Source organism: Salinivibrio socompensis S35, assembly GCF_000513715.1.
Lineage (GTDB): Bacteria > Pseudomonadota > Gammaproteobacteria > Enterobacterales > Vibrionaceae > Salinivibrio > Salinivibrio socompensis.
This window is the reverse complement of the sequence record NZ_AQOD01000112.1, coordinates 1-24,452: the sequence shown is the minus strand read 5'-3', so window position 1 is coordinate 24,452 and position 24,452 is coordinate 1. Positions and strand designations below refer to the sequence as shown.

The window sequence follows — 24,452 nt, the reverse complement described above, 5'->3', positions numbered from 1 at the left end:
GTCAGCCTCGCGCGATAGCAAATGAGTTGCAGTTTTGCAGTCATGCGCCAAAGCGGGCGATAAATTGGCCAGCGATTTTAGCGACATTCCTGCATAGAGTATAGGGATAAATCGGGTGTACGCGGTTGTAAGGCGTCGATAAGTGAGCCGGAGAGATCACTTAACGTGAATCTATTTTATTAACCATATTGCCGTTGCTAGTATAGGGCCCTCGGATTAAACGATGAGGTTGTCATGATTGAGCTTGGCTCATCTCGCTATCGGCTGACCGCATTTGCACTGGCGTTCGGCTCTTTTCTGATTTTTTGTAACCTCTACTTGTTCCAACCGATGCTGCCAGTGTTTGCGGCCAGTGATGGGATCAGTGAGACGCGTGCGAATTGGTTACTTGCGGCGGCAACGCTCGGGTTATCCTTTTCCTTGGTGCCTTGGGCGGTGCTCTCTGAACGCATTGGGCGTCGACCGGTGATGTTGGCCAGCTTGTGGATGCTGCCGCTGGTTGGGCTTGCGATAGCCAGTACCTCATCATTTTGGGTGGTTGTTCTGTTGCGCGCTTTGATGGGCGTGTCTCTGGGAGGATTTGCGGCCGTGGCGGTCGCCTACATGGCCGAAGAGTTTTCACCCAAGGCACTGGCAATCGCGGTGGGTAGCTACATTAGTGCCAATTCATTAGGGGGCATTTCTGGTCGCGTTGCTGGTGGCATGATGACCGATTGGTGGGGTTGGCATGGTGCGGTCCTCGCCATGGCGGCGTTCTCACTATTTGGGGTGGTGATCGTGACCAAGTTGCTGCCCCGTCAACGCTGTTTTTCCCAGGTAAAACATCGTTGCTCACCCATTCACGTGGCGTACTATCGCATTTACGTACGCCAAGTTTGTGGATAGCCATGCTCATTGGTGGGGTGAACTTTGCACTGTTTGTTAACTTATTTTCGGTCACCGCCTTTCGACTCGTGGCGCCTCCTTATCAGTTACCGGTGAGCTTGGTGTCAACGGTATTTGTTTGTTACCTCGCCGGTACAGTCACGTCACGACTTAGTGGCCGGTGGGTGCTAAAATACGGCGCAATCAGAGGGATGGCGTTTGGCACGCTGGTGGCGATGCTCGGTGTATTAGTGACATTAAGTCATGGGATACCTTGGATAATTATTGGGTTGTTAGTGGTTAGCGGTGGCGCTTTTTTCACGCACTCTCTGGCTTATGGGTGGGTGAGTCGCCAAGCTGCCCAAGGCAAAGCAACGGCAACCGCGTTGTACTTGGTGCATTATTATGTGGGTGGCAGTCTCGGCGGCTTTTATCTGATTGCGGCCTGGCAGCATTATGCATGGCTCGGGGTGGTCATCGCGGCGTTAGCACTGGGACTGGTTTTATTGGGCTGGTGTTTGGGCTATCTCGGAGGGTCAGCCGAAGTCGCTCGAGACAAAGAGATCAGCAAACAGCGGCCTCATGAGCGCGAGATTTTGATACCACCCTGGGAGTTCTTGATACCACCTTGGGAGTGAACGTGCTGCACGGTGCGTTTATGTTGCGAATTCACCGTGCAGTTGATGTGTGTTCGGGCCTCCGAGCGCGCGAGCTTTCGCATTGGAACATACGTTTAAAGTGAAGCTTCGGTTGGTATGTCGATATTATCGCCGCTGACTGACTGTCTTGCATCAACGTCGGCTTGTTTACCCGGTTGATAAGCGCGCACACAGTTTCGTCCTTCGGCTTTGGCTTGGTAAAGCGCACTGTCCGCACGTTCAATCAGTGATGAAAGTGTATCGCCTGGTTGGAAAGTAGAAATACCAATCGAAGCGGTTACCTTGAGCGGGGTCTGGCTTTCATCAATCGGCACATCCATACGTTCGACTTCTTCGAGTAAACGATTTGCGATTTGTGCGGTCACTTCATCGCTGCATTTAGGTAAGAATACGATGAACTCTTCGCCCCCAAAACGACCAAAGATGTCGGATTTTCGTAGGCTCTCTTGCACAGTACGAGTAAATGACTGTAAAACAACGTCGCCAGCGTAATGACCCCATTTGTCATTAATGCGTTTAAATTTATCTAAATCGAGCAACAACACAGAGAAGGGGGAATGTCTTTCCTCGCTCACGGCGAGTGCGCGCATCGCCAGTTGTAAAAGCATTCGGCGGTTATAAATTCCAGTGAGCGGATCGAGCGTTGCTTGACGGTAAAGACGCAAAATCATATGCAATTGAGAGAGCTGCGACCATACCACCATGAGAGCAATCACCGTTTGTAGCCAGTATGAGGCGATATTGTCGGGGCTGGTCATGGCACCACTGAACGAATCAACCCATAGATGACAAGCCAAAGTAATTGTCATTAGTGATAAGCTTTCGCGCATGGTGAGCGGAAAGATAGTGAGCATGACTATCTGAATGATCGGCAATAGCGTATAGCTATAAGAAAACGCGGTGTTTTCGGTAGGAAATTGCAGTGTATGGCTAGCAGAAAAATAAAAGGCGTTGGTGGCAATCACCATGCGACGAGCCCGAGTTTAGCCGATTTTAGGTTATTGGCTCGGCTTACGGCATAACCGATCGTTATTAGTATCCCGCCTAATACGCAAGCGTTGCAGTGAGAGTTGCGCGGCGGCAGTCTTGTCAGACAGGAACAAAAAGTCAGGGGCAGACCAAGCTATGGTGAGCCCTGCCCAAACGTAACACAACACACATAAGCGACTGCGCAGATAGGCACTGCGTGTGTTATTAAAACTGTTGGCGTGCTTTTTTGCACTCCATAGTTCAAAAAATGATATTTGCAGCTTATAGATAATATGCCCTAAGGTCTCACGCATCATTGCACCCATTGTCTTGTCCGATTGTGCAAAGCTTCCCGCTGCTTGCGCCACTTTGTTATTATCGCGCTGTGCGATCATGTTATTTTCATCTGTCATAAAGGTTGGTATAAGCCTACAAACATGCCAATTTATCGGCGGTTTTAAGTCTGTTTCGTGCATTCAATGTGATCGGCTCGACTTTTTCCGGTCATCAATCCAATCATTGACGCTTTTTTATAGCTTTACGTAAGGTGCTTTTTGTTATGTACGCGTTACTTGTTCCCGCTATCGTGTCTGCTATTCTCGGGGCGCAACTTGTGTTGTCGTTGGCGCTTTTAAAGGGCGACATTTGCCCCGGTCAGCGAGGTCGCTTCCATCATGCTTTTTGGGTGCCCGCTTTTGCTTGGTTGATCTTGGTTCCATCTAGCTTTTTTGCCATCCTACCCTTTTTAACGTTAGGGATATTTGCGTTTCGATCAAAAACGGGCAAAACACGTCGGTCAGGTCCTATTCCTTTGTTATATGTCGCAAATTTATTGGGCGTTGTTACATGGATAACCCTACTGATGGCAGACGGTGGATTACTGGTTGCCGCTGGGGCGTTACAACTGGTGTTACTTGGTGCAAGCTTGGGACATGGTTTATTGGTGCGCGCGCGATCACGTTTGCAGGCTTTTGATACATTATTGCCGTTGGTCAGTGTGATAGCTTTTATGGGATTGATAGTGTTTGTCGCCAGCGCGGCAGCGCTAACTTATTCAGATGTCGCGCCTAGCCAGATTAATGCGTTTATCGCCGGAGCAGGGTTCGGTTTGTTGGGGGTCGCCGCGCAAATTTGGCACCTGGTGAAGCGAATTAAGCCCACATTGTGGCGTACAAGCACTGGCGTCTTGTTGATGTTTGCAGCCGTTACCAGCTTAAACTGGGTTGTCATGGGGTAAGTGGCCGTTTACATGTCAGATGGTATCTAGAATGTTGATTGCAGTTCTCTTCTCTATAACCGTGGTAACGGATCAATAATTTGTTAAAAAATTGATCGTTAATGGTCTTGCCCACTATGCTTACAAGATAGGGGGCGGTAACGCCCTCGTTTATCCCGTAGATCATAGACGGTAAGGATAGCAATAATGCCTCGGCGTGCATGGAGCATCATTATAATAACGGCGCTTATTGGCGTGGGGTTTGCCGCATTCACGGCGCATCTACTCTATCAAAAGAGAGCAAGAAGCGATTGGTAAAGAGCTGCATAAGGATGTCAATAATGCGGCGATGGCACTTGCGCGCGAGGTCAACCTAGGTCTTGAACTGCTCTATGCTGTCAAGAACACTTTGATGCCGGGCGACCGCTTAAACGCCCGCAATTTTCACGCCTTCTCACCTCTGGGGTATTAAAGCGCCATCCCAGTTTAGATCGATCGAGTGGGTTGATATTGTCATGCATCACCAACGTAGGCATTACACGCAGGGCATGAACGCAGCGCAGCCAGATCTATCAAGCTTCAATATTATGGAGCTGAACGCTCAAAATCAATTAAAGCCCGCGGCGCGTCGTGATATGTATTTTCCTCTTAGGTTTACATCAGGAAACAATCAATCAGACTCTGTGATGGGTTATGATTTGGGCTCAACGCCGATCACACGTCAGGCACTTAAAACCAGCTTTAATACTGGTGTACCGGTGGCTACACCTGCTACGACGATTGAGCGGGCGTATGGTAATGTGCGTGGCTTTTTGCTCATTATGCCGATTCTCGTCGATCCTGAACAACTAGGAGGAGACGATACGCAGGATTTGCGTGGATTTTTAGTGGCAGTGATCGATGTAGAAACCCTGGTCAATCTTGCGATAAAAACCGTGATCAATGACGGTATTAATTACACCCTCATTGATACCACCGACCCTAATAATCGCCAAGTGTTGCATACCCATCGTGTTGAATTGGCGCAAATGAAGGATTCGCTGGCACAACAGCCAGCCGAGCCGATTTTGTTTGCCGGACGAGAGTGGGAGTTGGTGGGGTATCCGACTATCAGTTACATGCAACAAAGACAAAGCTGGATGCCAATGTGGACGTTTTTGATCGGCAGTGGGATCTTCTTTGTGATTTGTTACCTGCTCTATCGCTTGCAGTCACGAGCGTACAGTGTTCAAGTACAAGTCGAACAAAAAACGCATGCGCTCAAAGAGGCGAATAGCCGGCTAGAGTCAATGACCAAATGTGATGGGTTGACGGGGTTATATAACCGCACCCAATTTGAACAAGCGTTAGATCGTGAAGTCCAACGAGCTGTTCGTGATCAAGCACCGTTGAGCTTAATGCTGGTCGAGATCCAGCATCTATCTAATTATAACAGCCAATACGGACGGATTGCGGGTGACCAATTGATCCGTCAAGTGGCACAAATACTGGATGAAATGCTTAAACGGCCCGGCGATCTGGTCTGTCGTTACACGGGCAGCCAATTTATTGCGATCTTGCCTCGCACCGAAGGCGCCTCGCGATTAGGGGAAGAATGTGTTACCGCGGTTAAACGGTTGCAGATACCTTTTGAGGGGGAGCCTGATAATAGGGTTGTTGTGTATGTAGGCGGCGTAACAGTGACTGAGCAAAAAGAAATGACGGCTTCACGATTATGCGCTTATGGTGAAATAGGCTTAACTCGGGTGAAGTCAGAACCGGATAAGGACAACGGCTGGCACTGGATGGTGGTGTCGTGAAAAAGAGAGCGGCACCAAGTACCGCTCTTTAAGATAAAAAACCGCTCCTTAGAGCAAAGACTTAGTATTTTTCACCCTTGTTGAAGCGTGAATTCACCGCTGGGCTCTTCAGTGACGGATCGTCCGTTGCTTTCGATTGGTTGGCCGGGGTGAAGACTAATGTGTGCGTATCATTACTAAGTAATAATGTGTTATTGCGCACGCTTGCATCGCTCCATTGGCCGAGAACTTGGCTCATGGTTTGCTCTAACGCCATTGAACTTTCCGCACAAGCCATTTTGGTGCTAGCCATACGATCAATCTTGAAGCGATTATTGTCGATTTCCGCCTGACCAAAGTAACGGTTACAGCCCGTGTAGCCGTTGACTTCCATATCCTTATTGACGTTTAACGTTGGGGATCCTTCCGCACTGATAGCTTGCTGATCAATCATGGTGAGTTGCCATTGCTGAGCAACACCAGAGGTCGTGACCTCGTTATTGGCATTGTTCGCATAATTGCCACTGCTGCAGGCGGTGACGCCAGCAGTGAGCATGACGGCCATCAATACGTGTCTCTTCATAATGACTCCTTAGTCATTAGCGGTGGATGTTAATTCAAGCGTAGTTAACTTAATAACAAATATGCCAATAAAAAAGTGACTTTATGTCAAGCTCATGTCTTTTTTGATGGGCGATAAAAAAGTCCCCGATAGAAGGGGACAAGATATACCATCGCGTGTCTTATTATTATTGAAATAACCTCACCAGAGAGGTGTCTTTTGCCAGCATGATTGCTAAGCAGGAGAGTGCTGTTGTCGATTTAGATATTAACTCTCGACTGTGGTAGGAACGCGTCAACTATTCGATACAATAAGCAGACGGTATCAAATAAAAATGACAGTTTGATTTCATTGGTATGATGGTGTTTGAGGTAGAGAAAGTGGTGTGATCTTAAACAACTTTGCGTCTGTAGTAAGGCGAGTGGAGTGAATGTTCATGATGCTTGACAAAAATGAACCGCCGAGATTGAGCAATCCGACGCCAGCTGATAAATCCACAGTCTCCGCGAGGTGTATTTTTGGCATATTAACGTTATGCTTCTATTTAATGACAACACTGATCCGATCGTGGTTGCAGTGTGTAAATAAAAGAACGGCTTAAAGCAGACCTAAAGGAATCCATCATGGCATTAAGCGATGCTGCAAAAAAAGTTCAGGAAGCGCTGCTCGCGCGTGGGATTGAAACTCCAATGACGGCGACAGCATCAACGATGTCTTCCGAAGAACGAAAAGAAAAAATCGAGTTTCACATGCGTGAAATTTTGCAGTCGATCGACTTAGATCTTACCGATGACAGTTTGGCGGAAACACCGGCGCGCATTGCCAAGATGTATGTTGATGAGATTTTTTCCGGATTAGATTATACACAGTTTCCCAAAATGACCATGATTGATAACAAAATGGGATGTGATGAAATGGTCCGGGTGAAAAATATTTCGGTAACCAGTACCTGTGAGCATCACCTTGTGACAATTGACGGTCGGGCGACCGTGGCGTATTTACCTGATAAGAAAGTGATTGGTTTGTCCAAGATCAATCGTATTGTGCGCTTTTTTGCTCAGCGTCCTCAGGTTCAAGAGCGGCTGACCCGTCAAATTTTAGTCGCATTACAAACGCTGTTGGAAACGGACAATGTGGCGGTGCGTATTGAAGCAACACACTATTGCGTCAAGTCACGCGGGGTGATGGATGCGAACAGTGAAACGACCACGACGGCGTTAGGCGGGCAGTTTAAGAAAAATGCGGCGACACGCGCAGAGTTTTTACACGGTATCCAATAAAAGCGCCAGATGGCGCTTTTATTCCTTGAGCGGTCAAACAGGTTGAACGTTTAAGCAGGCTATCAGCGTTTGTGCTGAGCTAGATGGGTATTATTCAAACTGCCTAGCAATGTCATGAAACTGGCGTACCTTATCACGAAGCTGACCACTTGCCTCTGAGACATCATTCACTTCACTGAGGTTCTGCTGAGAGACGGATTCAATGCTATGTATATCGCGACTGATGTCAGTGAATGTATTGAGCTGCGCTTGTGCAGAATGGTGCGTCTCATTGGTTCTTCCCACCACATCTTCGATTGCCGTCGCAACAGCATGTAGACTCGAAATACTGTTTGAGGTGGAATCAACACATTGCTGTGTTTGTTCATGACTTTCATGAATTTGCGTTTGCCAGTGTGCAATCGTGTTGTGCATCTCTTGTATCGACGATTGTATTTGTTCGGTGGCACCTTGCGTCCGGCTGGAAAGCGCACGCACTTCATCGGCGACAACGGCGAATCCTCGGCCCTGTTCGCCAGCGCGCGCTGCCTCAATCGCCGCGTTTAGTGCAAGCAAATTGGTTTGTTCAGCAATGCCACTGATTTCGCTCATCGATTCGGTCACGCGCTCAGCGGTAGCAGAAAGCTGTTGGGTCGCAGTGAGTGAATGTTCGGACTGTTGCGAAAGGGTTTTTAATTGTTCCCCCGTCTGTTGCAACAAAGATTCGGTTTCTTGGCTTTGCTGCTGCACAGACTGGAGCAATTCGACGCTTTGTTGAGCATTGTCGGAGACCTTGTTCGCCGATTCCGAGGCATGATCAATATTGCTTGCAATCGACGAAATTTGATTACTTTGTTTGTTAATCGCATCGGAGACGCGTTTCGACAAGGCGCTTAATTCGTCTGAAAACTGGTTCAAAGACAAGGAAGCGTCCAGCATGCGACCGAGAATGGTCCGAATTCGAGCGTTAAGCAGCTTCACCTTATAATCAATCACCGAACTGAGCCCCGTGCCTGAATAAATATAGCGGCTAATGCTGTCGTAGTCCGTTTGAAAACGGCGGCTCAGCGTGGGTAGGGTAAAAAGCTCATCGCGGAAAATAGTACCTAGGATCAATGGCATCGCAACGGCGCCGGCAATATCCCATCCAGAAATCACGCGATCAAAGATCAGTGAGATGGGCGCGGCGGCTAAACCGATGGCCATTATGATCTGTTTAACGCCTGTGGGAATGTCCGCAATCGAAATGTGTTTGAACGACTTTCCTGCTTTTTCTGCCGCACAGAGCTTTTGGTAAACCTGCGCCGCACGGTGCTTCACTTCGGGGTTGGGCTTGACACGCACAGATTGATAGCCGGTGACTTGGCCTCGATCATAAATCGGCGTGACGTACGCATCGACCCAATAATAATCGCCATTTTTGCAGCGGTTTTTAACAATCCCCCGCCACGGTTGATTGGCTTTCAGGTTGCGCCACATATCTGCGAACGCTGCTTTCGGCATATCGGTATGACGAATAAGGTTATGTGGCGCCCCCGTCATCTCCTCGCTTTCATAACCCGCAATGCGAATGAATTCCGGGTTACAATAAGTAATCACGCCGCGCTTATCGGTCGTTGAGACGAGGCGTTCATCGTCACCAAATACAACTTCATTATTGCTCATAGTTTTTATCTTTTTGGGTCACAGTTGATTCAAGCCGGATTATTTTTAGTGTAGTGGTTTCTGGCCTGCTATTAATAATAGTGTTAATAAATTGTTATGTCTGGACGTCGCCTATAAAAAAAAGGGCCTTGCGGCCCTTTTGTTTCAGTTTTAAGACAGCGATGCTTAGTCTAAAACCTTTGCGATGGCAGTGCAAAGTGGCACCATATTGTCGTGCGTCATACCTGCCACATTCAGCCGACCTGAACCCACAATGTAAACACCATGTTCGGCTTTTAATGCATTGACTTGGTCTTTGTTTAGCCCTGAGAACGAGAACATGCCGTTTTGCTGCTCAATAAAGCTAAAGTCACGTGAGACACCTTGTGCTTTGAGCGCTTTGACAAATTCCGTGCGCATGGTTTTGATGCGATCGCGCATCGTCGCCAATTCTTGCAACCATTCTGCTTTGAGTGTCGGGTCATTAAGAATCGCCGTCACCACGGCCGCGCCATGAGCAGGCGGGTTAGAATAAATCACCCGAGCAATGCTTTTAACTTGACTAAAGGCGGTGACCGCTTCTTGCTCTTGACGGCCGACCAGAGTAAAGGCACCAACCGTTCGTTATATAAGCCAAGCTTTTTCGAAAATGAGCTTGCGATCAGTAGCTCTGGGCAGACATTAGCGAAAATACGCAAACCTACCGCGTCTTCTTCTATTCCTTTGGCAAAGCCTTGGTACGCAAAGTCAAACATGGGGAGTAAGCCTTTACGTTGGCAGAGCTCGGCCAGGGTTTGCCACTCTTTCTCGGTCGGATCAATACCGGTTGGGTTATGACAACAGCCGTGGAGTAGCACGACATCGCCCGCTGCCGCTTTCTCGAGATCAGCGACCATCGCTGAAAAATCTTTGTCATTTTTGGCCGGGTCATAATAGCTGTATTCCGCGAGTATTAAACCTGCCGCGGTAAACACACCTTTGTGGTTAGCCCACGTTGGGTTACTGATCCAAACCGTCACATCGCCAAGATGGCGTTTAATAAATTCACCTGCTAGGCGAAGGGCGCCAGTGCCGCCAGGAGAATGGGCGGTTTGTGCGCGTTTGTCTTTAATGACATCCGCATGCTCGCCGAAAAGCAATTGCTGAACGGCAAGACCGTATTCGGCGGTACCTGGAATGCTCAAATAGGACTTGGTGCTTTCTTTATCGAGTAGCAGTGCTTCGGCTTTTTTTACCGATGTTAAAACGGGCGTTTCGCCGTGCTCGTTTTTATAGACGCCGACCCCGAGATTGATCTTATCTTCACGTGGGTCCGCTTTGAATTCTTCAGTTAGCCCCAGGATAGGATCCGCAGGGGCAGCAGAGATTTTCTCAAACATTGGTGTCGTCCATGGTTATGATGAATGAAAGCTAATACAAACAAAAGGCTGCAACCTGCAGCCTTTGGATGAGTTTGTCTATTTAGAAACTGGCATTGCGTGGTGAACGAGGGAATGGGATCACGTCACGAATGTTGCTCATACCAGTAACGTATGAAACCAGACGCTCGAACCCAAGACCGAAGCCAGAGTGAGGCACGGTGCCATAACGGCGAAGATCGCGGTACCACCAGAAGTCCTCCTTCTCTAGGCCCATTTCTTCAAGACGCTGGTCGAGCACATCTAGGCGCTCTTCACGCTGAGAGCCGCCGATGATTTCGCCGATACCCGGTGCGAGTACGTCCATCGCAGCAACAGTCTTACCGTCATCGTTCATACGCATATAGAAAGCTTTAATGTCTTTCGGGTAGTTTTTCACCACAACCGGTGCATTAAAGTGCTCTTCTGCCAGGTAACGCTCATGCTCAGAGGCCAAATCAATGCCCCACTCAACCGGGAACTCGAAGGTTTGGCCGCTGTTTTGCAAAATAGTGACCGCATCGGTGTAATCTACTTGTGCAAAGTCGGCGTTGACGAATTTCTCTAAGCGAGTCAGGACATCTTTATTGATCCGCTGCTCAAAGAACTGCATATCATCTTTGCGCTCATCAAGCACAGCCTTGAAGACATATTTCAGCATGGCTTCCGCAAGCTCGGCAGAGTCATCGAGATCGGCAAACGCCACTTCTGGTTCAACCATCCAGAATTCTGCCAAGTGACGGCTGGTGTTGGAATTTTCTGCACGGAAGGTGGGACCAAACGTATACACCTTACTGAGTGCACAGGCGTAGGTTTCGGCATTTAACTGACCCGATACGGTCAAGAACGCTTCTTTGCCGAAAAAGTCTTGATCGTAATCGACATCACCTTGTTCGGTTTTCGGCACGTTGGCCATGTCTAGGGTAGACACGCGGAACATTTCACCCGCACCTTCACAATCTGATGCGGTGATCAGCGGTGCAGACATCCAATAGTAGCCTTGCTCATGGAAAAAGCGATGAATCGCTTGTGAAAGTGTATGACGTACACGCGCAACGGCACCAATCACGTTCGAACGTGGGCGTAGGTGCGCCACTTCACGTAAGTACTCAATGGAATGGCGCGTTTTTGCCATTGGATAGGTGTCTGGATCGTCGACCCAACCGACCACTTTCACTGCCGTCGCCTGAAGCTCATAGGCTTGGCCTTTTCCGGGTGATTCAACAACCTTACCCGTGACCTCAACGGAGCAACCTGCTGTCAGGCGCAGAACGTCTTGCTGGTAATTATCCAGCTCATTAGGGACCACGGCCTGAATAGGGTCGAAACAAGAACCATCATAAATGGCAAGAAAAGAAATACCGGCTTTGGAATCTCGGCGTGACCGGACCCATCCACGCACAGTCACTTCAGTGTCGACTGCCGCCTTGCCGCGCAGGACGTCTACTACAGGCGCGTATGTCATAATTCGTTTCTATCTCCGTTTAGATAATACGGCCACCTGGGTGCGACCGCATCAGTGATTTTGCAAGTTAGACTAGCAAGTTTACCTGTATCCTGTATAGCTTCAAGGTTTGAGCGTGTCTGAGAGCTGAAATTGGCCAATTAACCCTTCAAGTTGTTCCACCAGTTGCTCGAGATTTGCGCTGATCGCTTTCACCTCATTGGCATTGGTTGCGGTGTCGTTAGCGTGACGTTGAATGCGACCCACTTGAGCGAGCAAGGCATCGGTCATTTGGGCTTGTTGATCGCTTTGTTGACTAATGTCATTGGCATTGTTGTTGACCGTTCTAACTTGGTCGGCAATATGACCCAAAGCGGAGGAAAGTTCCATCACGGTTTCTCCCCGCTGATTCGCACTTTCACTGGTCGCTTCAACCGCTTGCGCAGAGGCTTCACTGCCTGCACATAAGTTCTCAATAATGGTTTGGATTTCACCGGTGGCATCATGGCTACGGCTGGCAAGGTTGCGTACCTCGTCGGCGACGACTGCAAATCCCCGGCCCTGCTCACCAGCTCGTGCTGCTTCGATGGCGGCATTCAGCGCCAGCAAGTTAGTTTGCTCTGCAATTTCACGGATCACGCTAAGGATTGTCGTGACTTGCTGGCTTTGTTGGTTAACATCCAATATTTGTGTGCGCACTTGGCCAATGTCTGCCACCAGTTGACGAATGTCGTTGGCCGCAACATTGGCGAGATCACTGCCTTGGTTGGCACTCCCAGCGGCAGATTCACTCAATTGCGCCGCTTCTTGGGTCCGATTTTGAATGTCATGCTGATGTTGCTGCACATCATCGATAGCCGACGACATATCATCGGTTTCGTGACGTTGGCTGTCGGCTAATTGATCGGTATGACTCGAAACACGGATCAGATTCATTGCCTCAGCAGAGAGGGTCTCTGACGTGCTCTGGACTTGTTGCAAGCTAGCAGAAAAGTTATCAAGCAACTGATCGCAACTATCGCATAGTTCCCCAATTTCATCGTCACGCGTATTGTGGAGACGCTCGGAAAGATTTTTGTCGTGGCTGGTGCGTTTCATAAATGCAGAGACGTGCTTAAGCGGGGAGACCACCCAGCGACGAATCACAGTGAGTGAGATTAAAAAGCCAATCACGGCGATGCTGCCCATGATCCCAGCGGTAATTAACATTTCTCTGTCGATGGTGCTGTAAAGTGGCTCAAGATCGTATTCGAGTCGAATAACGCCAAGCACTGTGCCTTCCTCTGCGACGTGGCATTGTAGGCAATTAGTGCCTCGATAATCGCTGCTGGCTTTCATCGGCAGCGCAACCACCAACCTTCCGCGCGTCAGCCTCAAAGGTTTCGACAATGGTTTCACCGTCTAGGGCGCGTTGGTCAATGGTATCTTGTGGTGATTGCTCAGGATTTCCGGGACCAAAAAAGCGAGTGATGGCGTCCCCACGGATCACGCGCGCATCGTCGATGCCTTTGTGCGACAGCATTTTCTCCCGCAACGTATTACGCTGGCTGATAGTGCCCGTTAGCATCAGCATATTAAGGCTATCAAAATAGTTGGAGGCTTTATCCAAGGTTTGCTCACTGACTATCGATGTCATTAAGGCTTTTTGTTGATGTGACTGATAGGCCAGCGAGGTCGCGAGCACAAGAGCGAAAACAAGGAAAAGAGCAAGAAGAATTTTGCTCGCAAGGGTCATACGCATGAGTCAACCATTTGTTATTTATTTATAAAGTTATCAGTTATAGCCTGTAGCCACTATGTTAAACCGAGAGCGCACTTGTGGCGGTATCCTCATATAAAATGTGTGATTTCATCGACGTAAATCGTCCTAATAATGAGACGGACACCCGTGTTATGAGTCAATTCTGACTTCAGAAGCAGGCTGGGTTTGTCGAACAAAGAGGTTTGAGTCGGCAAGCGAATTTAAGTAGCATGCGGCCTCTTGTTGTTGTTGGAATGAAGTAAAATGACCACTGAGTTGTTTAAAGAATTTACCTTTGAGGCGGCCCACCATTTACCGAATGTGCCTGAGGGTCATAAATGTGGGCGTTTACATGGGCATTCATTTACGGTGCGTTTGTATGTAGAAGCGACGTTGATCCGTATACGGGATGGGTGATCGACTTTGCCGAAATTAAAGCGGCCTTCAAGCCGATCTACCAGCGGCTTGATCACTACTATCTCAATGACATTGCAGGGCTAGAAAATCCAACCAGTGAAGTGCTAGCACATTGGATTTGGCAACAGGTAAAACCGAATCTGCCTTTGTTAAGCCAGGTGATGGTGAAAGAAACCTGTACCGCAGGTTGCACTTATCGAGGTGAATAAGAAACGGCCGAGTTAAACAAGATACGACCGAGATAAATAAAAAACGCCGAGTATCAGCAGTGCTCGGCGTTTTTTGTTTTTTGACAGCTTTTCGACAGAAAGCCGTCGCCGTGTTAGCAATGTGTCCTTCATTCCATGACTGCGCGATTGATTCCGTCACCGTGCTCGCTATCGTGGCTTAGGCAATATGTAAATACTTGTGTGTCTGTACTGATAAGCGCCAGCCGCGCGCAATGCAGGTATCGATGCACAGTTGGGTTGCGCGTGGTTTTTGGCTCACCGGTTGCAGCGCAATGGTTGCACCAGGAGACGCTGGGCAGGCCTCAAGCAAGGTCTCTAATTGTGTAATGTCCTTTTCGGTCCCCACCGGATGTTTTATCTCATTGCCTCGCGCCATCGCACTGGCGAGCACGGGCAATTTACCGCGCATATTGATTTTGGGCGACACCGTGACCCAGGTGTTTTCACTTGCACGGACCGTATAGGTACCACTGGTTTCAATTTGGCATTGGCATCCTGCTTGCTCTAAAGCGTCCGTTAAGGGCACCAAATCGTATAAACAAGGTTCGCCACCGGTAATCACGATATGCTTGGCGTGATAGCGTTGTGTGATTTCAGTGACGATATCTTCCGCACGCAGCCAACACCAAGTAGGTGAATCCTCCGACTTATCGATAATAAAGATCTTGTCTTGTTGATCCTTTTCATCGGTTTCCCAAGTTTGTTTTGTATCGCACCAGGCACAACCCACGGGGCACCCTTGCAAACGGACAAAAACTGACGGAACCCCGGTAAAGGTGCCTTCGCCCTGGATCGTTTCAAATATCTCGTTGACTCGGTACATGGTGATTAACAGCGATAGAATATGAGTTACGCATTATGCCAACGAATAAGTTTGAGATTCTTGTTTTTTAGCTCGTGATTAGGGGGTGAACAGCGTTACTGTTTAGACAGGTTTTGTGAGTGTGTACGCGATTTCAAAGATGTAAAGTGACGAATGTCACGGGCTAGCGGCCAATTGCTTCACAATTAGTTCGCGAAGTAAAAAAATTCATCCAAATAGGCAGTATCTGGGGATATCGCCATCGCCAAGCAGTAATAGGAAAGGGCATGATTATTGGGCAGCCGGGACATATCGATCATATTAAGCGCAAAAATGCGGGGACGATTTATAACTTAATCGACCGCTTTGCGCCTATTTCGCGGATCGAACTCTCGAAACGCAGCCAACTGGCTCCTGCCAGTATCACTAAGATTGTGCGCGAGCTGATGGACGCGCACCTCGTGAAAGAGGCACCGATTCAAGAAACGAGCATGCGCGGGCGTCCAGCTGTCGGACTGATGCTGGATAATGAGGGCTGGCAATTTTTGTCGATGCGTTTAGGGCGTGGTTATCTCACGCTGGCGCTGCATTCTCTGAGCAGTGATATATTGATTGAAGAGCGACATGAATTAACCGTGCGGTCACAAGATGCCCTGCTCACCACTGTGGTCGAGTATGTGAACGCGTTTTTTTCTCGTCATCAAGAGACCGTGGATCGTGTCACCAGTATTGCGGTCTCTTTGCCAGGGTTAGTGAATAGTGCCCAAGGTACCGTGATTCAAATGCCACACTTTGAGGTCGACCATATGCCCTTAGGGCCAGTGCTACACCGAGAGACAGGCTTGCCGGTCTTTGTGGGGAACGACACCCGTTCGTGGGCACTAGCTGAAAAGTTGTTTGGCAACGCAAAGGAAGTCGATAGTGCGGTGTTGGTTGCGGTCCACAACGGGGTTGGTGCTGGGATTATGCTTGAAGGTAAAGTCCTTCAAGGGCGGATCGGCAACGTTGGTGAGTTGGGGCACATTCAAATTAAGCCCTTTGGTAAGCGGTGTTTCTGCGGTAATTATGGCTGTTTAGAAACTGTCGCAAGCTTGTCGGCGGTTTATGAACAAGTGGAGACGTTGTTAAAAGAGGGGCATCCCAGTTGCTTGCGTGAGCACCCCCTCACGATAGAGGCCATATGCGATGCGGCTGTGTCAGGTGATGGTTTGGCACACCAGGTGATCACTGAACTAGGGCATCACTTGGGGACCGCAATAGCGATTGTGGTGAATTTATTTAACCCAGAAAAAATATTATTTGGTGGCGAATTTAATCGCGCTAAATCTGTCTTGTACCCCGCGATCATGGAATGTTTAAAAACGCAGACGATTCCGCTGTATAGCAAATATCTGGTATTGGAAGAAAGCTATTTCTATACCCAAGCGACCATGCCAGGGGCGGCGATGGTGAAGCAGGCGATGTACGACGGTAATTTATTGATGAAAGTGTTGGAGGGGTAGTCGTTATCTGAGTCTACTCATCACCAATAGGCATGATGGTGGCAAAGACAGTAAAAGAAAAAGCAGGTGATGATGCACCTGCTTTTTTCGGTTCTAGATTTGGGGAGGGCGCTTAACTGCTTTTACGCTCTTCACCCAAGCATGCTGCTGCTGTAAATACCACGTCGGTTGAGCTATTTAGTCCCGTTTCGGCAGAGTCTTGCAAGACACCGATGGTAAAGCCAATTCCAACCACTTGCATCGCAATCTCTTGTGGAATACCAAATAAGTTACACGCTAACGGGATCAACAGTAGTGAACCGCCAGCCACACCCGACGCGCCGCATGCGGAAACAGCGGCAACCACACTCAGCAGTACGGCCGTTGCGATATCCACTTGGATACCGAGTGTATGAACGGCAGCCAGGGTTAATACGGTAATGGTGATCGCCGCTCCCCCCATATTGATGGTGGCACCGAGCGGAATAGAAACCGAATAGGTGTCTTCATCCAAATCAAGCGTCGGCATAGCTGCATGTTGACCGGAATGTTGGCCGCAGAGCTGCGGGTGAAGAATGCGGTAATGCCACTTTCACGCAGACAGCGAAACACAAGTGGATAAGGATTTTGACGTGTTTTGACATACACAATCAACGGGTTTACCACTAAAGCGATGGTTACCATGCTGCCGAGGAGTACCCCTAAGAGGTGTAAATACCCCATCAAGCATCAAAACCACTTTTTGCGAGCGTGCTTGCCACCAAGCCAAAAATACCTAAAGGCGCAAACCGGATCACAAAGCGCACGATCATCGATACCCCCTCGGACACATCCGAGAAGACACGTTTTGTCTCGTTCGAGGCGTGATGAAGGGCAATACCCAAGCCAATCGCCCAAGCCAAAATACCAATGTAGTTACCCGTCATTAGCGCATTGACAGGGTTATCCACGATATTAAAAAGCAAGGTGCTTAATACTTGGCTAATCCCTTCTGGCGGTGTAATGCTAGCATCCGTCGCGGCAAACTCGAGCGTGGTCGGGAACAAAAAACTCATGGTCACCGCGGTCAATGAAGCCGCGAGGGTGCCAATAAGATAAAGCCCAATAATAGGGCGCATATTAGCCGTTGGCCTTGTTTTTGATTAGCAATGGAAGCCGCCACTAAAACGAAAACCAAAATGGGGGCGACGGCTTTCAATGCGCTGACGAAAAGTTGTCCGAGCAATCCGGCTGTGCCAGCAAGTTCGGGGGATAGATAAGCTAAAACCCCACCGGCAAGAATACCGATGAGTATTTGAAGTACCAGCGAGTTACCTCGGCTGACACTGGCGAGTTGTGTTTGACTCATGTGATTCTCACTTCACTGTGTTTATTATCAATGGCTGTTAATGAATCGTTAGAAGTGGCGAATTAAACCAGTTAAATTCACCCTATGTAAAGGGGAATTTGTTACTTTGAACTAGTTAAGTAGGACTGAGGCGGCAAGTTATGATTAATGAGAGGTTTGTTTAGTGTAATTATTCTGTTACCACTACAGAATAAATGGTGATAATCCTAGGTCCAGCCGAGCAAATACGTGGATTTAGGCGACAATGTAGCATAAAAAAAGGCGACCATAGCGGTCGCCGGAAGGATAACAACTAGCATAGAAATTTTTAGTAAATCGCATGTCCAACGGTATTGAGCAATTTACTCACGCCTTTTGTGAAGTAGAGAGGCGCATCTGCAATGGTATAGCAAAGGCAGCCTTCTTTTGTGTACGGCGTATGATGGTGACGGCTATCGAGTAAAATGAAGTCACCGGGGACATATTGACCACTTTCATCTTCAAAGGTACCGTCCAGCAAAAGGGTTAACTCATAGCCCTTATGGGTATGCGCGGGCACTGAGCCACCTTCATCGATGTGAAGAAAGCTAGCTCGGGTGGCCCCTTCGTCAAGATTGAGTCTCGCACGTTGAATTTTGCCAAATGATGCCCAGCTTGAGTCACCAAAACGCTGCAACGAACGAGGTAATGCGTAGGTTTTGTCGCCGACGGTAATTTGTGTCGCGCGTGGTTCCGATTGTTTTAATTCACCTTGTTCTAACGCGTCCACATCATTGGCAGCTTGTTCAAAAATAGCGGCAAGCATTTCATCTTCAGCATTATGATCCCATTCATTTACCAACAACTCTTCGTCGCCGACTGTTTCTTGATCAAACGCCGTTGATGCCAGCTTTTCTTCCGCGGTGGCCACGTAAGCTTGGCACTCCTGGCAGAGTTCAACATGAGCAGACAACGCAATCGCCATCGAAGTCGGTAATTTGCCGGCCGCAAATGCATCCAATAAATCGGTCGATGGGTGATACTTAATCATTGTTTAACCTCCAGGTGATTGCGGAGCTTTTCTAGGCCTAAGCGCAATCGGGACTTCACGGTGCCCAATGGCACATTTAATTGTTCTGACAACTCTTGGTGGGTCAATTGCTTAAGATAAACCCCTCTGACCACCTGTTGTTGGACCGCGGGTAACTCGTCAATAAAGCTGAGGAGCTCTTGGTCCATCATGTACTGCGCACCGGAATCCGTGTCGTTGTCCTGTTGTCCTGACTCGAGAATGGGCCAGATATCATCGCTAAAATTGTCTTCGCGATTCGATTGCACCTTGCGAAGCATATCGAAACTTAAGTTACGCATGATAGTGAATACCCATGTCGTCGCCGCGCCTTTGTCGGAATTGTACAAATGGGATTTACGCCACACCACTAACATGGTTTCTTGTACTAACTCCATTGCTTGACCGTCGGCTCGTAAATGTTTCGATCCATAAGCGCGTATCTTGGGACCAAAAAACCGGAACAAACGTTCAAACGCTATGCGGTCGCGATTTTCTGCAACTTTTGCTAATAATTCAGACAACTCTTCCTTCGTCACGTCAGTCATGGTGGCACGCGTGTCCCGTCTGGAAATGGTGGTCTTAGTATACATGGTTTGTGGCGCAGTCATAGTTGAGTCCTATCTGTCAAAGCCGTCCATCTCGCTACCTATACGAGACATAAACCAATTGGATCATTCCACCTCTTGTTCGAGAAGTTGACTGATAAATTGCTTCGCCTCGTCTGCCGATTCTTGGGCGATAAACCACTGTTTTTGCGCGTTAGAAAGCGGCAGAATTTCTAGCCAGCGTTGGCAACTCCAGGTTAGATCTTCGAAATAGGGCGCCTCATATTGTTCAGCATGATCGGGGTGCGCGGCGAAGACATGTTTGAGTCCTGCGGCGATGCGTACTTTTTCTTCACTTTCCTCGTGGTCAATAAACTCATCATGTGGCCAATCATTCAGTGCCTGTATGTCGCCCAACCAGAGCTTGTCGGCTTCTTGCTCTGTCGATTGAATTTCTACGCGTTGACGACCCGCAATGGTAATACCTAAGAGGCCATCTGGTAGCGTCTCAAAATCGACAATGTCCACCAATGTGCCATATCGGTATAAGCGCTTGCCTTGCATCATCGCCAGTACGAACCCTTCTTGATTCGCCGAGCACTCACGGACTAATCGCAAATAGCGAGGCTCAAAAATGCGTAACTTGGCTATGCCGCCGGGGAGTAAGAACAAGGTAGAGGAAACAGCTTGGTCATACCTACGCCTCCTTATTGATTCAACATGCCTGCCACTACGCGGCTAGGGTAGGATACGATCAAGACAGATGCTGCATTACCACAATCCGGTTGACATCATTATAAGCTATGGCATTCTGGACGTCTAAACATCTATTTTGGTAAGGGAATCGGAATGACGTTAAAGCGACCAGGATTTTGGATTGCGTCAGTGTTACTGGCGTTGGTTATCAGCGGCTGCTCAGATCAGCAAGAAACGATAAAGATTGGTGCGACTGTCGGTCCTCATGCGCAAGTCGTAGAAGCGGTTGCTAAACAGGCCAAAGCAGAGGGCATTAATGTTGAAGTCGTAGAATTCTCGGATTACATCTCTCCGAATGCTGGCCTTGCAGATGGCAGTCTCGATTTAAATAGCTATCAGCATCAGCCGTTTCTCGATAACTTCAATCAAAACCATGACGGCGAGTTGGTCTCGATTGGGCGTTCTATCCTGATGCGGATGGGCATTTATTCCGACAAAGTACAGCGTGTGGGCGACTTACCCAACGGGGCACAAATCGCGATCCCTAACGATCCGACTAACGCCGGGCGCGCATTGCTGTTACTGCAAGACGCAGGGTTAATCACCTTGGCCGATAACGTTGGTTTTCAAGCGACGCTACAAGATGTCATCGCTAATCCTAAACAGCTCGATTTTGTTGAGGTAGAAGCCGCGCAATTGCCACGAAGCTTGCAGGATGTCGATGCCGCCGCAATTACCATGAATTATGTCATGTCATCAGGACTCGATCCGAGTGAGCAAGGCATCTTCTTAGAATCTAAAGACGCGCCACTCGCGGTCATGGTCGTGGCGGCACGGGCAGAGGATAAAGACAATCCGACCTATCAGCGTTTGCTGGCGCTATTTCAATCAGACGCCACACGTGCGTTTCTACAAGAAACGTTTGAAGGCACCATCGAACCGGCTTTTTAAACGCCAGTTGTTTCTTATTATTGCGCCGCCCGATAGTTTAAATCCTATCGGGCTTTTTTTGTATCAAATGCCTGCATTTCTTCCCGTTGCCCGTATTGAAAGCGCGCGATCGGGCGACTTAACGAATCTAATCTTAAGGGGGAGATTTTAAATTTTTTTTACCACACAGTGGCTTATTGCGTTAATATGGCCGTCAAAGTGTGATGTGCGCCGTGAGCTTACGTGACACTCGCCTTTCTTATCTCGACTCAAACGCACAGGAAATTGGATGCAATCGGCTACTCGTCCATTTAATTGGTCGCCCGTATTGCTGGCATGCTTAACGGTCAGTATCGGGCAATTCAGCATGGGACTGGTTTTTCCCTCACTACCCTGGATCGCTCGTGACTTCAACCTCAGCATGGACGATGTCCAACTGCTTATCTCTGCCTACCTACTTGGGTTTGGCCCGTCACAATTTATTTATGGCCCCATTTCGGATGCACTCGGACGCCGTCGTGTCTTGTTAGCCGGTGTCTTGCTTTCATTGGTTGGTTTAACCGTGATGGTTTCCTTCAGCGCCAGTTTTACCGGGTTGGTGATTGGTCGTTGTATTCAGGGGATGGGCACGGGGTGTTGTGCTGTTCTGTCGCGGGCCTTTACCCGTGATTCTTATTCCGGCGACCAACTGCCACAGGCGATGTCGTATTTGATCATGGTGGCGTCGTTTACCCCGATTGTCGCGCCGGTGATCGGCGGGTTCGTTAACCATAATCTAGGCTGGTTGGCGATCTTTATTTTGCTGATGGTGTACACCAGCTTAGTATGGTGCGTGCTCTTTTTCTTATTTAAAGAAAGCATGCATACGCGCTCACCATTACCCAAACTTAAGATCATCCTAGGCCGCTATGGCGCACTGCTAAAAACGCCGTACTTTCTTTATTTCGCCAGTATCAGCTGGTTGAACTTTACCTTGGTGATCACCACGGTCTCACTGATGCCGTTTTTGATGCAAGAGCGCATCGGCATGACCTCCGATCAATATGCGCTGTGGGCGCTTATTCCGACATGTGGCCTATTGCTGGGTAGCGCGCTGGTGTCACGCATTCGCCCGCGTTTGGGCACCAAGCGCATGCTGCTCATGGCACCGGTGATGCAGCTCATCTCCGCGGTCTGGCTGTGGTTTACCCCCATGGATCCTTTACTGCTGATGATCGGGCAGTTCTTTATGGTGTTTGGCAATGGGATTGCGCTGCCGTGCTCGCAATCACAAGTGATGCAGCCTTATTCCAACCAAGCCGGCACCGTCGCCGCGCTCTCCGGTGGTGGACAGATGATTATTTCCGCGTTGATAAGTATGGCGCTACTCAGCTAGGCGTCAGCGAAGCCTGGCACCTTGGCGTAGTGGTGGGCGTGTGCGCGCTGCTTTCCGTGCACAATATTTTCCGAGGTTTTGCGGCACCGAAAGTCCACGTCGCCAGTACCCCGAGTGAGGCATCATGACAAATACAACATTGGAAACGGGTCTGTTTCCGCTGACAACCCCACGCCTGAGCATGCGGCCAATGATCAAAGCGGACTGGCCGTTGTTCCACCGGCTACACACGGACAATGCCGTCATTGAGCAATGTTTTGACCCTATGTCACTTGATCACATTGAAGCCCGTTTTAAGCAACGCCTCACGCCGTGGTCTCCTGACGCGAAGCACTGGTTGTGTCTGGTGATCGTAGAGACGGCGACACAAACGCCAATCGGCATAACGGGCTTTTTGCTTGAGCAGGATATCGCTGAAGTCGGCTATTTACTGTTGCCACCTTACCATGGGTGTGGTTATGGGACTGAGTCTTTGCTGGCCGTCACCGATTTTGCCATCCATCATGGTGGTGCGCGAACCATCAATGCAACGGTGACCGCCGGTAATCTTGCCTCTGCGCGCGTGCTAGAAAAGGTGGGGTTTCACCTAAGCCGTATTGAACCCGATGCTTTTTCAATCGGCGGAATTTGTTACGACGACTGGATCTATACCTACACTGATGCATGATCCTTGTGTTGCCTCCCTGACCACTGATTTTATTTTCATTTTTTGACCTAAAGTTATATTGAGGTTTTATCCTTGCTCCCCATTCTTTTTTGTCCCAATGCACTGGTTTGAAGATATATGTTATCTGTGAAAAACTTTATCCACGAAAAGCGATTAATAATAAAACAGGGAGGCCTGTTAGCCACACATTAGCCAATAAAGTTGATAGTCTGTATATAAGGTAATCAGAGCCATAAATAGATTGGATGCTTTGACGCCACTCTTGAATCTCTGCCTTCGGTATTCGCCAACCGTACCTAAGCATGAGGTATGCGTACCATATGTGACTTGTCGAGCTAGCAAATACCCATGAAAGATTACTCTCTAAAATAAATTTAGCTCGCTCTCTAAACTTAGATGGAGCACTATTCACAATGCAATGAAGGATCTCGTACTTTCTCGTCCGAAGCTTTATTGATAGGTAGATATTCAAGATCAAGTATGGGAATCCGCCTACTACTAGCAGTAACACTCCGGCTTTAATCACTAAATCAATCAAAGATCATTTCCTCAATAACTTTCCCTGTTTCGTTCGAGAGTTCTTCACCATACATTCCCCAAATGAAAGAACCACCAGCAACCAATGCAATTGATAACCCTCCAGTGACAGGTATAAGAGCGATGCCCCATCCTATAGCAAGTCCACCCAAAACATTTGTCAGGCCTGACGTACTATTTCTAGCAACACTTCGATTGCAGGTTTCCTCAAACCAGCCACTACTATTACATGTATTTACCACATCAGCAGCATTTCCATATAACCCGGCTCCAATTACGAGACCGTTAGCGATACCTAATGAGCGGCTAAATGACATCGCCCGTTTATACAACGCGGTCATTTCAATACCAGAAATTGCTTTAGAAAAGTCTCTTGCTCGGTAAAGTTGACGTTTACCGACATTTAGGTAGTTATTGATACGTTTTGTCTGTATGTTTCTAATATATCCTGGCTTTCCAATCTCCGTCAGTATTAACTTCATCTCTTGCTGAAATGTGCGGGCTTCTTTTCTCCATGCTTTGTAGTCAGGGTGAGAGTATAGCTTTGGTCCTGACAGCCCTTCCGTTCGAGAAGCTACGTGACGAGAGTAGTCAGCAAAGGACTTCATTTTTTTGCTTATTTTGTCACCTTGGACCTGAGCGCCGGCAATCACAGCGCCAGAGCCAGCCAAAAGGTGGTTAAGATCTAGCTCTGCCCTGAGAGATCCCCTCATAAATCCGCCAATGCATAGCCCTCTTTTAAGAGCTGCTGGGCTAGAACCACAGCCGCAGCTAAGAAGTGTTGAGTTATAATTTCGTAGTCTGGTCGCCTGAGGACTTCCATACCTAACCGGACGGTAGACAGGACATTTCGATTTCTGA

Annotated in this window: 19 protein-coding genes and 6 pseudogenes; 10 read left to right on the top strand and 15 right to left on the bottom strand. The window is 48.5% G+C overall.

Translation table 11 applies throughout. From position 1 onward, the window contains the following. Positions 1-234 precede the first annotated feature (234 nt). A pseudogene (locus DZ54_RS21530) lies at positions 235-1,502 on the top strand (MFS transporter). 95 nt (positions 1,503-1,597) lie between these two features. Here the strand turns inward: DZ54_RS21530 and DZ54_RS21525 are convergent. Both DZ54_RS21525 and DZ54_RS23640 read right to left on the bottom strand, forming a co-directional pair. After that, a complete protein-coding gene (locus DZ54_RS21525; RefSeq protein WP_051416025.1) occupies positions 1,598-2,491 on the bottom strand; it encodes a GGDEF domain-containing protein in 894 nt (297 codons plus the stop codon). Between the two features lie 30 nt (positions 2,492-2,521). After that, positions 2,522-2,887 (bottom strand): hypothetical protein, encoded by a 366-nt coding sequence (locus DZ54_RS23640; RefSeq protein ID WP_128080527.1) that lies wholly within the window; start codon positions 2,885-2,887, stop codon positions 2,522-2,524. Positions 2,888-3,051: 164 nt separating this feature from the next. On the opposite strand from DZ54_RS23640, the gene DZ54_RS0112525 reads away from it, so the two are divergent. The 3 genes from DZ54_RS0112525 (at position 3,052) to DZ54_RS21520 (ending at position 5,507) form a co-directional block, all read left to right on the top strand. Further along, positions 3,052-3,729 carry a hypothetical protein gene (locus DZ54_RS0112525; protein ID WP_025674442.1) on the top strand — a complete coding sequence of 226 codons (678 nt, stop codon included), beginning with the start codon at positions 3,052-3,054 and terminating at the stop codon, positions 3,727-3,729. A 229-nt stretch (positions 3,730-3,958) separates the two neighbouring features. Next, entirely contained in the window at positions 3,959-4,180 is a 222-nt protein-coding gene (locus DZ54_RS23635; RefSeq protein ID WP_051416023.1) for a hypothetical protein, read from the top strand. Then, a complete protein-coding gene (locus DZ54_RS21520; protein WP_338057056.1) occupies positions 4,149-5,507 on the top strand; it encodes a CHASE domain-containing protein in 1,359 nt (452 codons plus the stop codon). Before DZ54_RS23635 ends, DZ54_RS21520 begins: the two co-directional genes overlap by 32 nt. 61 nt (positions 5,508-5,568) lie before the next feature. Here the strand turns inward: DZ54_RS21520 and DZ54_RS0112515 are convergent, their stop codons facing one another. Continuing rightward, on the bottom strand, positions 5,569-6,069 hold the full coding sequence (locus DZ54_RS0112515; RefSeq protein ID WP_081721664.1) for an META domain-containing protein: 501 nt from the start codon (positions 6,067-6,069) through the stop codon (positions 5,569-5,571). A 599-nt stretch (positions 6,070-6,668) separates the two neighbouring features. On the opposite strand from DZ54_RS0112515, the gene folE reads away from it, so the two are divergent. Next, complete coding sequence (gene folE / locus DZ54_RS0112510; RefSeq protein ID WP_037354460.1) at positions 6,669-7,328, top strand: GTP cyclohydrolase I FolE; 660 nt, start codon at positions 6,669-6,671, stop codon at positions 7,326-7,328. A gap of 90 nt (positions 7,329-7,418) precedes the next feature. Here folE and DZ54_RS0112505 read toward each other — a convergent pair whose 3' ends face one another. The 5 genes and pseudogenes from DZ54_RS0112505 to DZ54_RS26185 all read right to left on the bottom strand — a co-directional run bounded on the left by DZ54_RS0112505 (position 7,419) and on the right by DZ54_RS26185 (position 13,533). After that, a complete protein-coding gene (locus DZ54_RS0112505) occupies positions 7,419-8,972 on the bottom strand; it encodes a methyl-accepting chemotaxis protein (RefSeq protein ID WP_025674436.1) in 1,554 nt (517 codons plus the stop codon). A gap of 165 nt (positions 8,973-9,137) precedes the next feature. Then, positions 9,138-10,330 (bottom strand): annotated as a pseudogene (locus DZ54_RS21515) (amino acid aminotransferase). Between the two features lie 82 nt (positions 10,331-10,412). After that, a complete protein-coding gene (gene asnS / locus DZ54_RS0112495) occupies positions 10,413-11,813 on the bottom strand; it encodes an asparagine--tRNA ligase (protein ID WP_025674434.1) in 1,401 nt (466 codons plus the stop codon). 102 nt (positions 11,814-11,915) lie between these two features. Further along, a complete protein-coding gene (locus tag DZ54_RS21510; protein WP_240473998.1) occupies positions 11,916-13,130 on the bottom strand; it encodes a methyl-accepting chemotaxis protein in 1,215 nt (404 codons plus the stop codon). Further along, positions 13,099-13,533, bottom strand: a complete 435-nt coding sequence (locus DZ54_RS26185) for a hypothetical protein (RefSeq protein ID WP_240473996.1) — start codon at positions 13,531-13,533, stop codon at positions 13,099-13,101. The genes DZ54_RS21510 and DZ54_RS26185 overlap by 32 nt, the downstream gene beginning before the upstream one ends. Before the next feature lie 264 nt (positions 13,534-13,797). On the opposite strand from DZ54_RS26185, the pseudogene queD reads away from it, so the two are divergent. Further along, a pseudogene (gene queD / locus DZ54_RS21505) lies at positions 13,798-14,159 on the top strand (6-carboxytetrahydropterin synthase QueD). A 178-nt stretch (positions 14,160-14,337) separates the two neighbouring features. Here the strand turns inward: queD and queE are convergent. Further along, a complete protein-coding gene (queE, locus tag DZ54_RS0112480; protein WP_025674432.1) occupies positions 14,338-15,003 on the bottom strand; it encodes a 7-carboxy-7-deazaguanine synthase QueE in 666 nt (221 codons plus the stop codon). A gap of 266 nt (positions 15,004-15,269) precedes the next feature. Here queE and mlc point away from each other — a divergent pair, with 266 nt between their 5' ends. Further along, the gene (gene mlc / locus DZ54_RS0112475) at positions 15,270-16,484 is read left to right on the top strand and encodes a sugar metabolism global transcriptional regulator Mlc (protein ID WP_025674431.1); all 1,215 of its coding nucleotides are present in this window, start codon (positions 15,270-15,272) and stop codon (positions 16,482-16,484) included. Positions 16,485-16,596: 112 nt separating this feature from the next. Here mlc and sstT read toward each other — a convergent pair. The 4 genes and pseudogenes from sstT to DZ54_RS0112450 all read right to left on the bottom strand — a co-directional run bounded on the left by sstT (position 16,597) and on the right by DZ54_RS0112450 (position 20,058). Next, positions 16,597-17,811, bottom strand: a pseudogene (sstT, locus tag DZ54_RS21500) (serine/threonine transporter SstT). A 307-nt stretch (positions 17,812-18,118) separates the two neighbouring features. Further along, positions 18,119-18,820 carry a ChrR family anti-sigma-E factor gene (locus DZ54_RS0112460; RefSeq protein WP_025674425.1) on the bottom strand — a complete coding sequence of 234 codons (702 nt, stop codon included), beginning with the start codon at positions 18,818-18,820 and terminating at the stop codon, positions 18,119-18,121. Then, positions 18,817-19,449, bottom strand: coding sequence for a sigma-70 family RNA polymerase sigma factor (locus DZ54_RS0112455; protein WP_025674423.1), 633 nt, complete (start codon positions 19,447-19,449; stop codon positions 18,817-18,819). The genes DZ54_RS0112460 and DZ54_RS0112455 overlap by 4 nt, the downstream gene beginning before the upstream one ends. Positions 19,450-19,512: 63 nt before the next feature. Continuing rightward, entirely contained in the window at positions 19,513-20,058 is a 546-nt protein-coding gene (locus DZ54_RS0112450; protein ID WP_025674421.1) for an LON peptidase substrate-binding domain-containing protein, read from the bottom strand. A 177-nt stretch (positions 20,059-20,235) separates the two neighbouring features. On the opposite strand from DZ54_RS0112450, the gene DZ54_RS0112445 reads away from it, so the two are divergent. The 3 genes and pseudogenes from DZ54_RS0112445 (at position 20,236) to DZ54_RS0112435 (ending at position 23,054) form a co-directional block, all read left to right on the top strand. Beyond that, entirely contained in the window at positions 20,236-21,033 is a 798-nt protein-coding gene (locus tag DZ54_RS0112445) for a MetQ/NlpA family ABC transporter substrate-binding protein (protein ID WP_025674419.1), read from the top strand. A 268-nt stretch (positions 21,034-21,301) separates the two neighbouring features. Beyond that, a pseudogene (locus tag DZ54_RS21495) lies at positions 21,302-22,515 on the top strand (multidrug effflux MFS transporter). After that, complete coding sequence (locus DZ54_RS0112435) at positions 22,512-23,054, top strand: GNAT family N-acetyltransferase (RefSeq protein WP_051488381.1); 543 nt, start codon at positions 22,512-22,514, stop codon at positions 23,052-23,054. Before DZ54_RS21495 ends, DZ54_RS0112435 begins: the two are co-directional and overlap by 4 nt. A gap of 530 nt (positions 23,055-23,584) precedes the next feature. Here DZ54_RS0112435 and DZ54_RS0112425 read toward each other — a convergent pair. Further along, positions 23,585-24,304: a hypothetical protein gene (locus DZ54_RS0112425; protein WP_025674414.1), complete on the bottom strand. Its 720-nt coding sequence runs from the start codon at positions 24,302-24,304 to the stop codon at positions 23,585-23,587. Further along, positions 24,301-24,452, bottom strand: a pseudogene (locus DZ54_RS26180) (IS4 family transposase); the annotation flags it as partial. The gene DZ54_RS0112425 and the pseudogene DZ54_RS26180, both read right to left, overlap by 4 nt.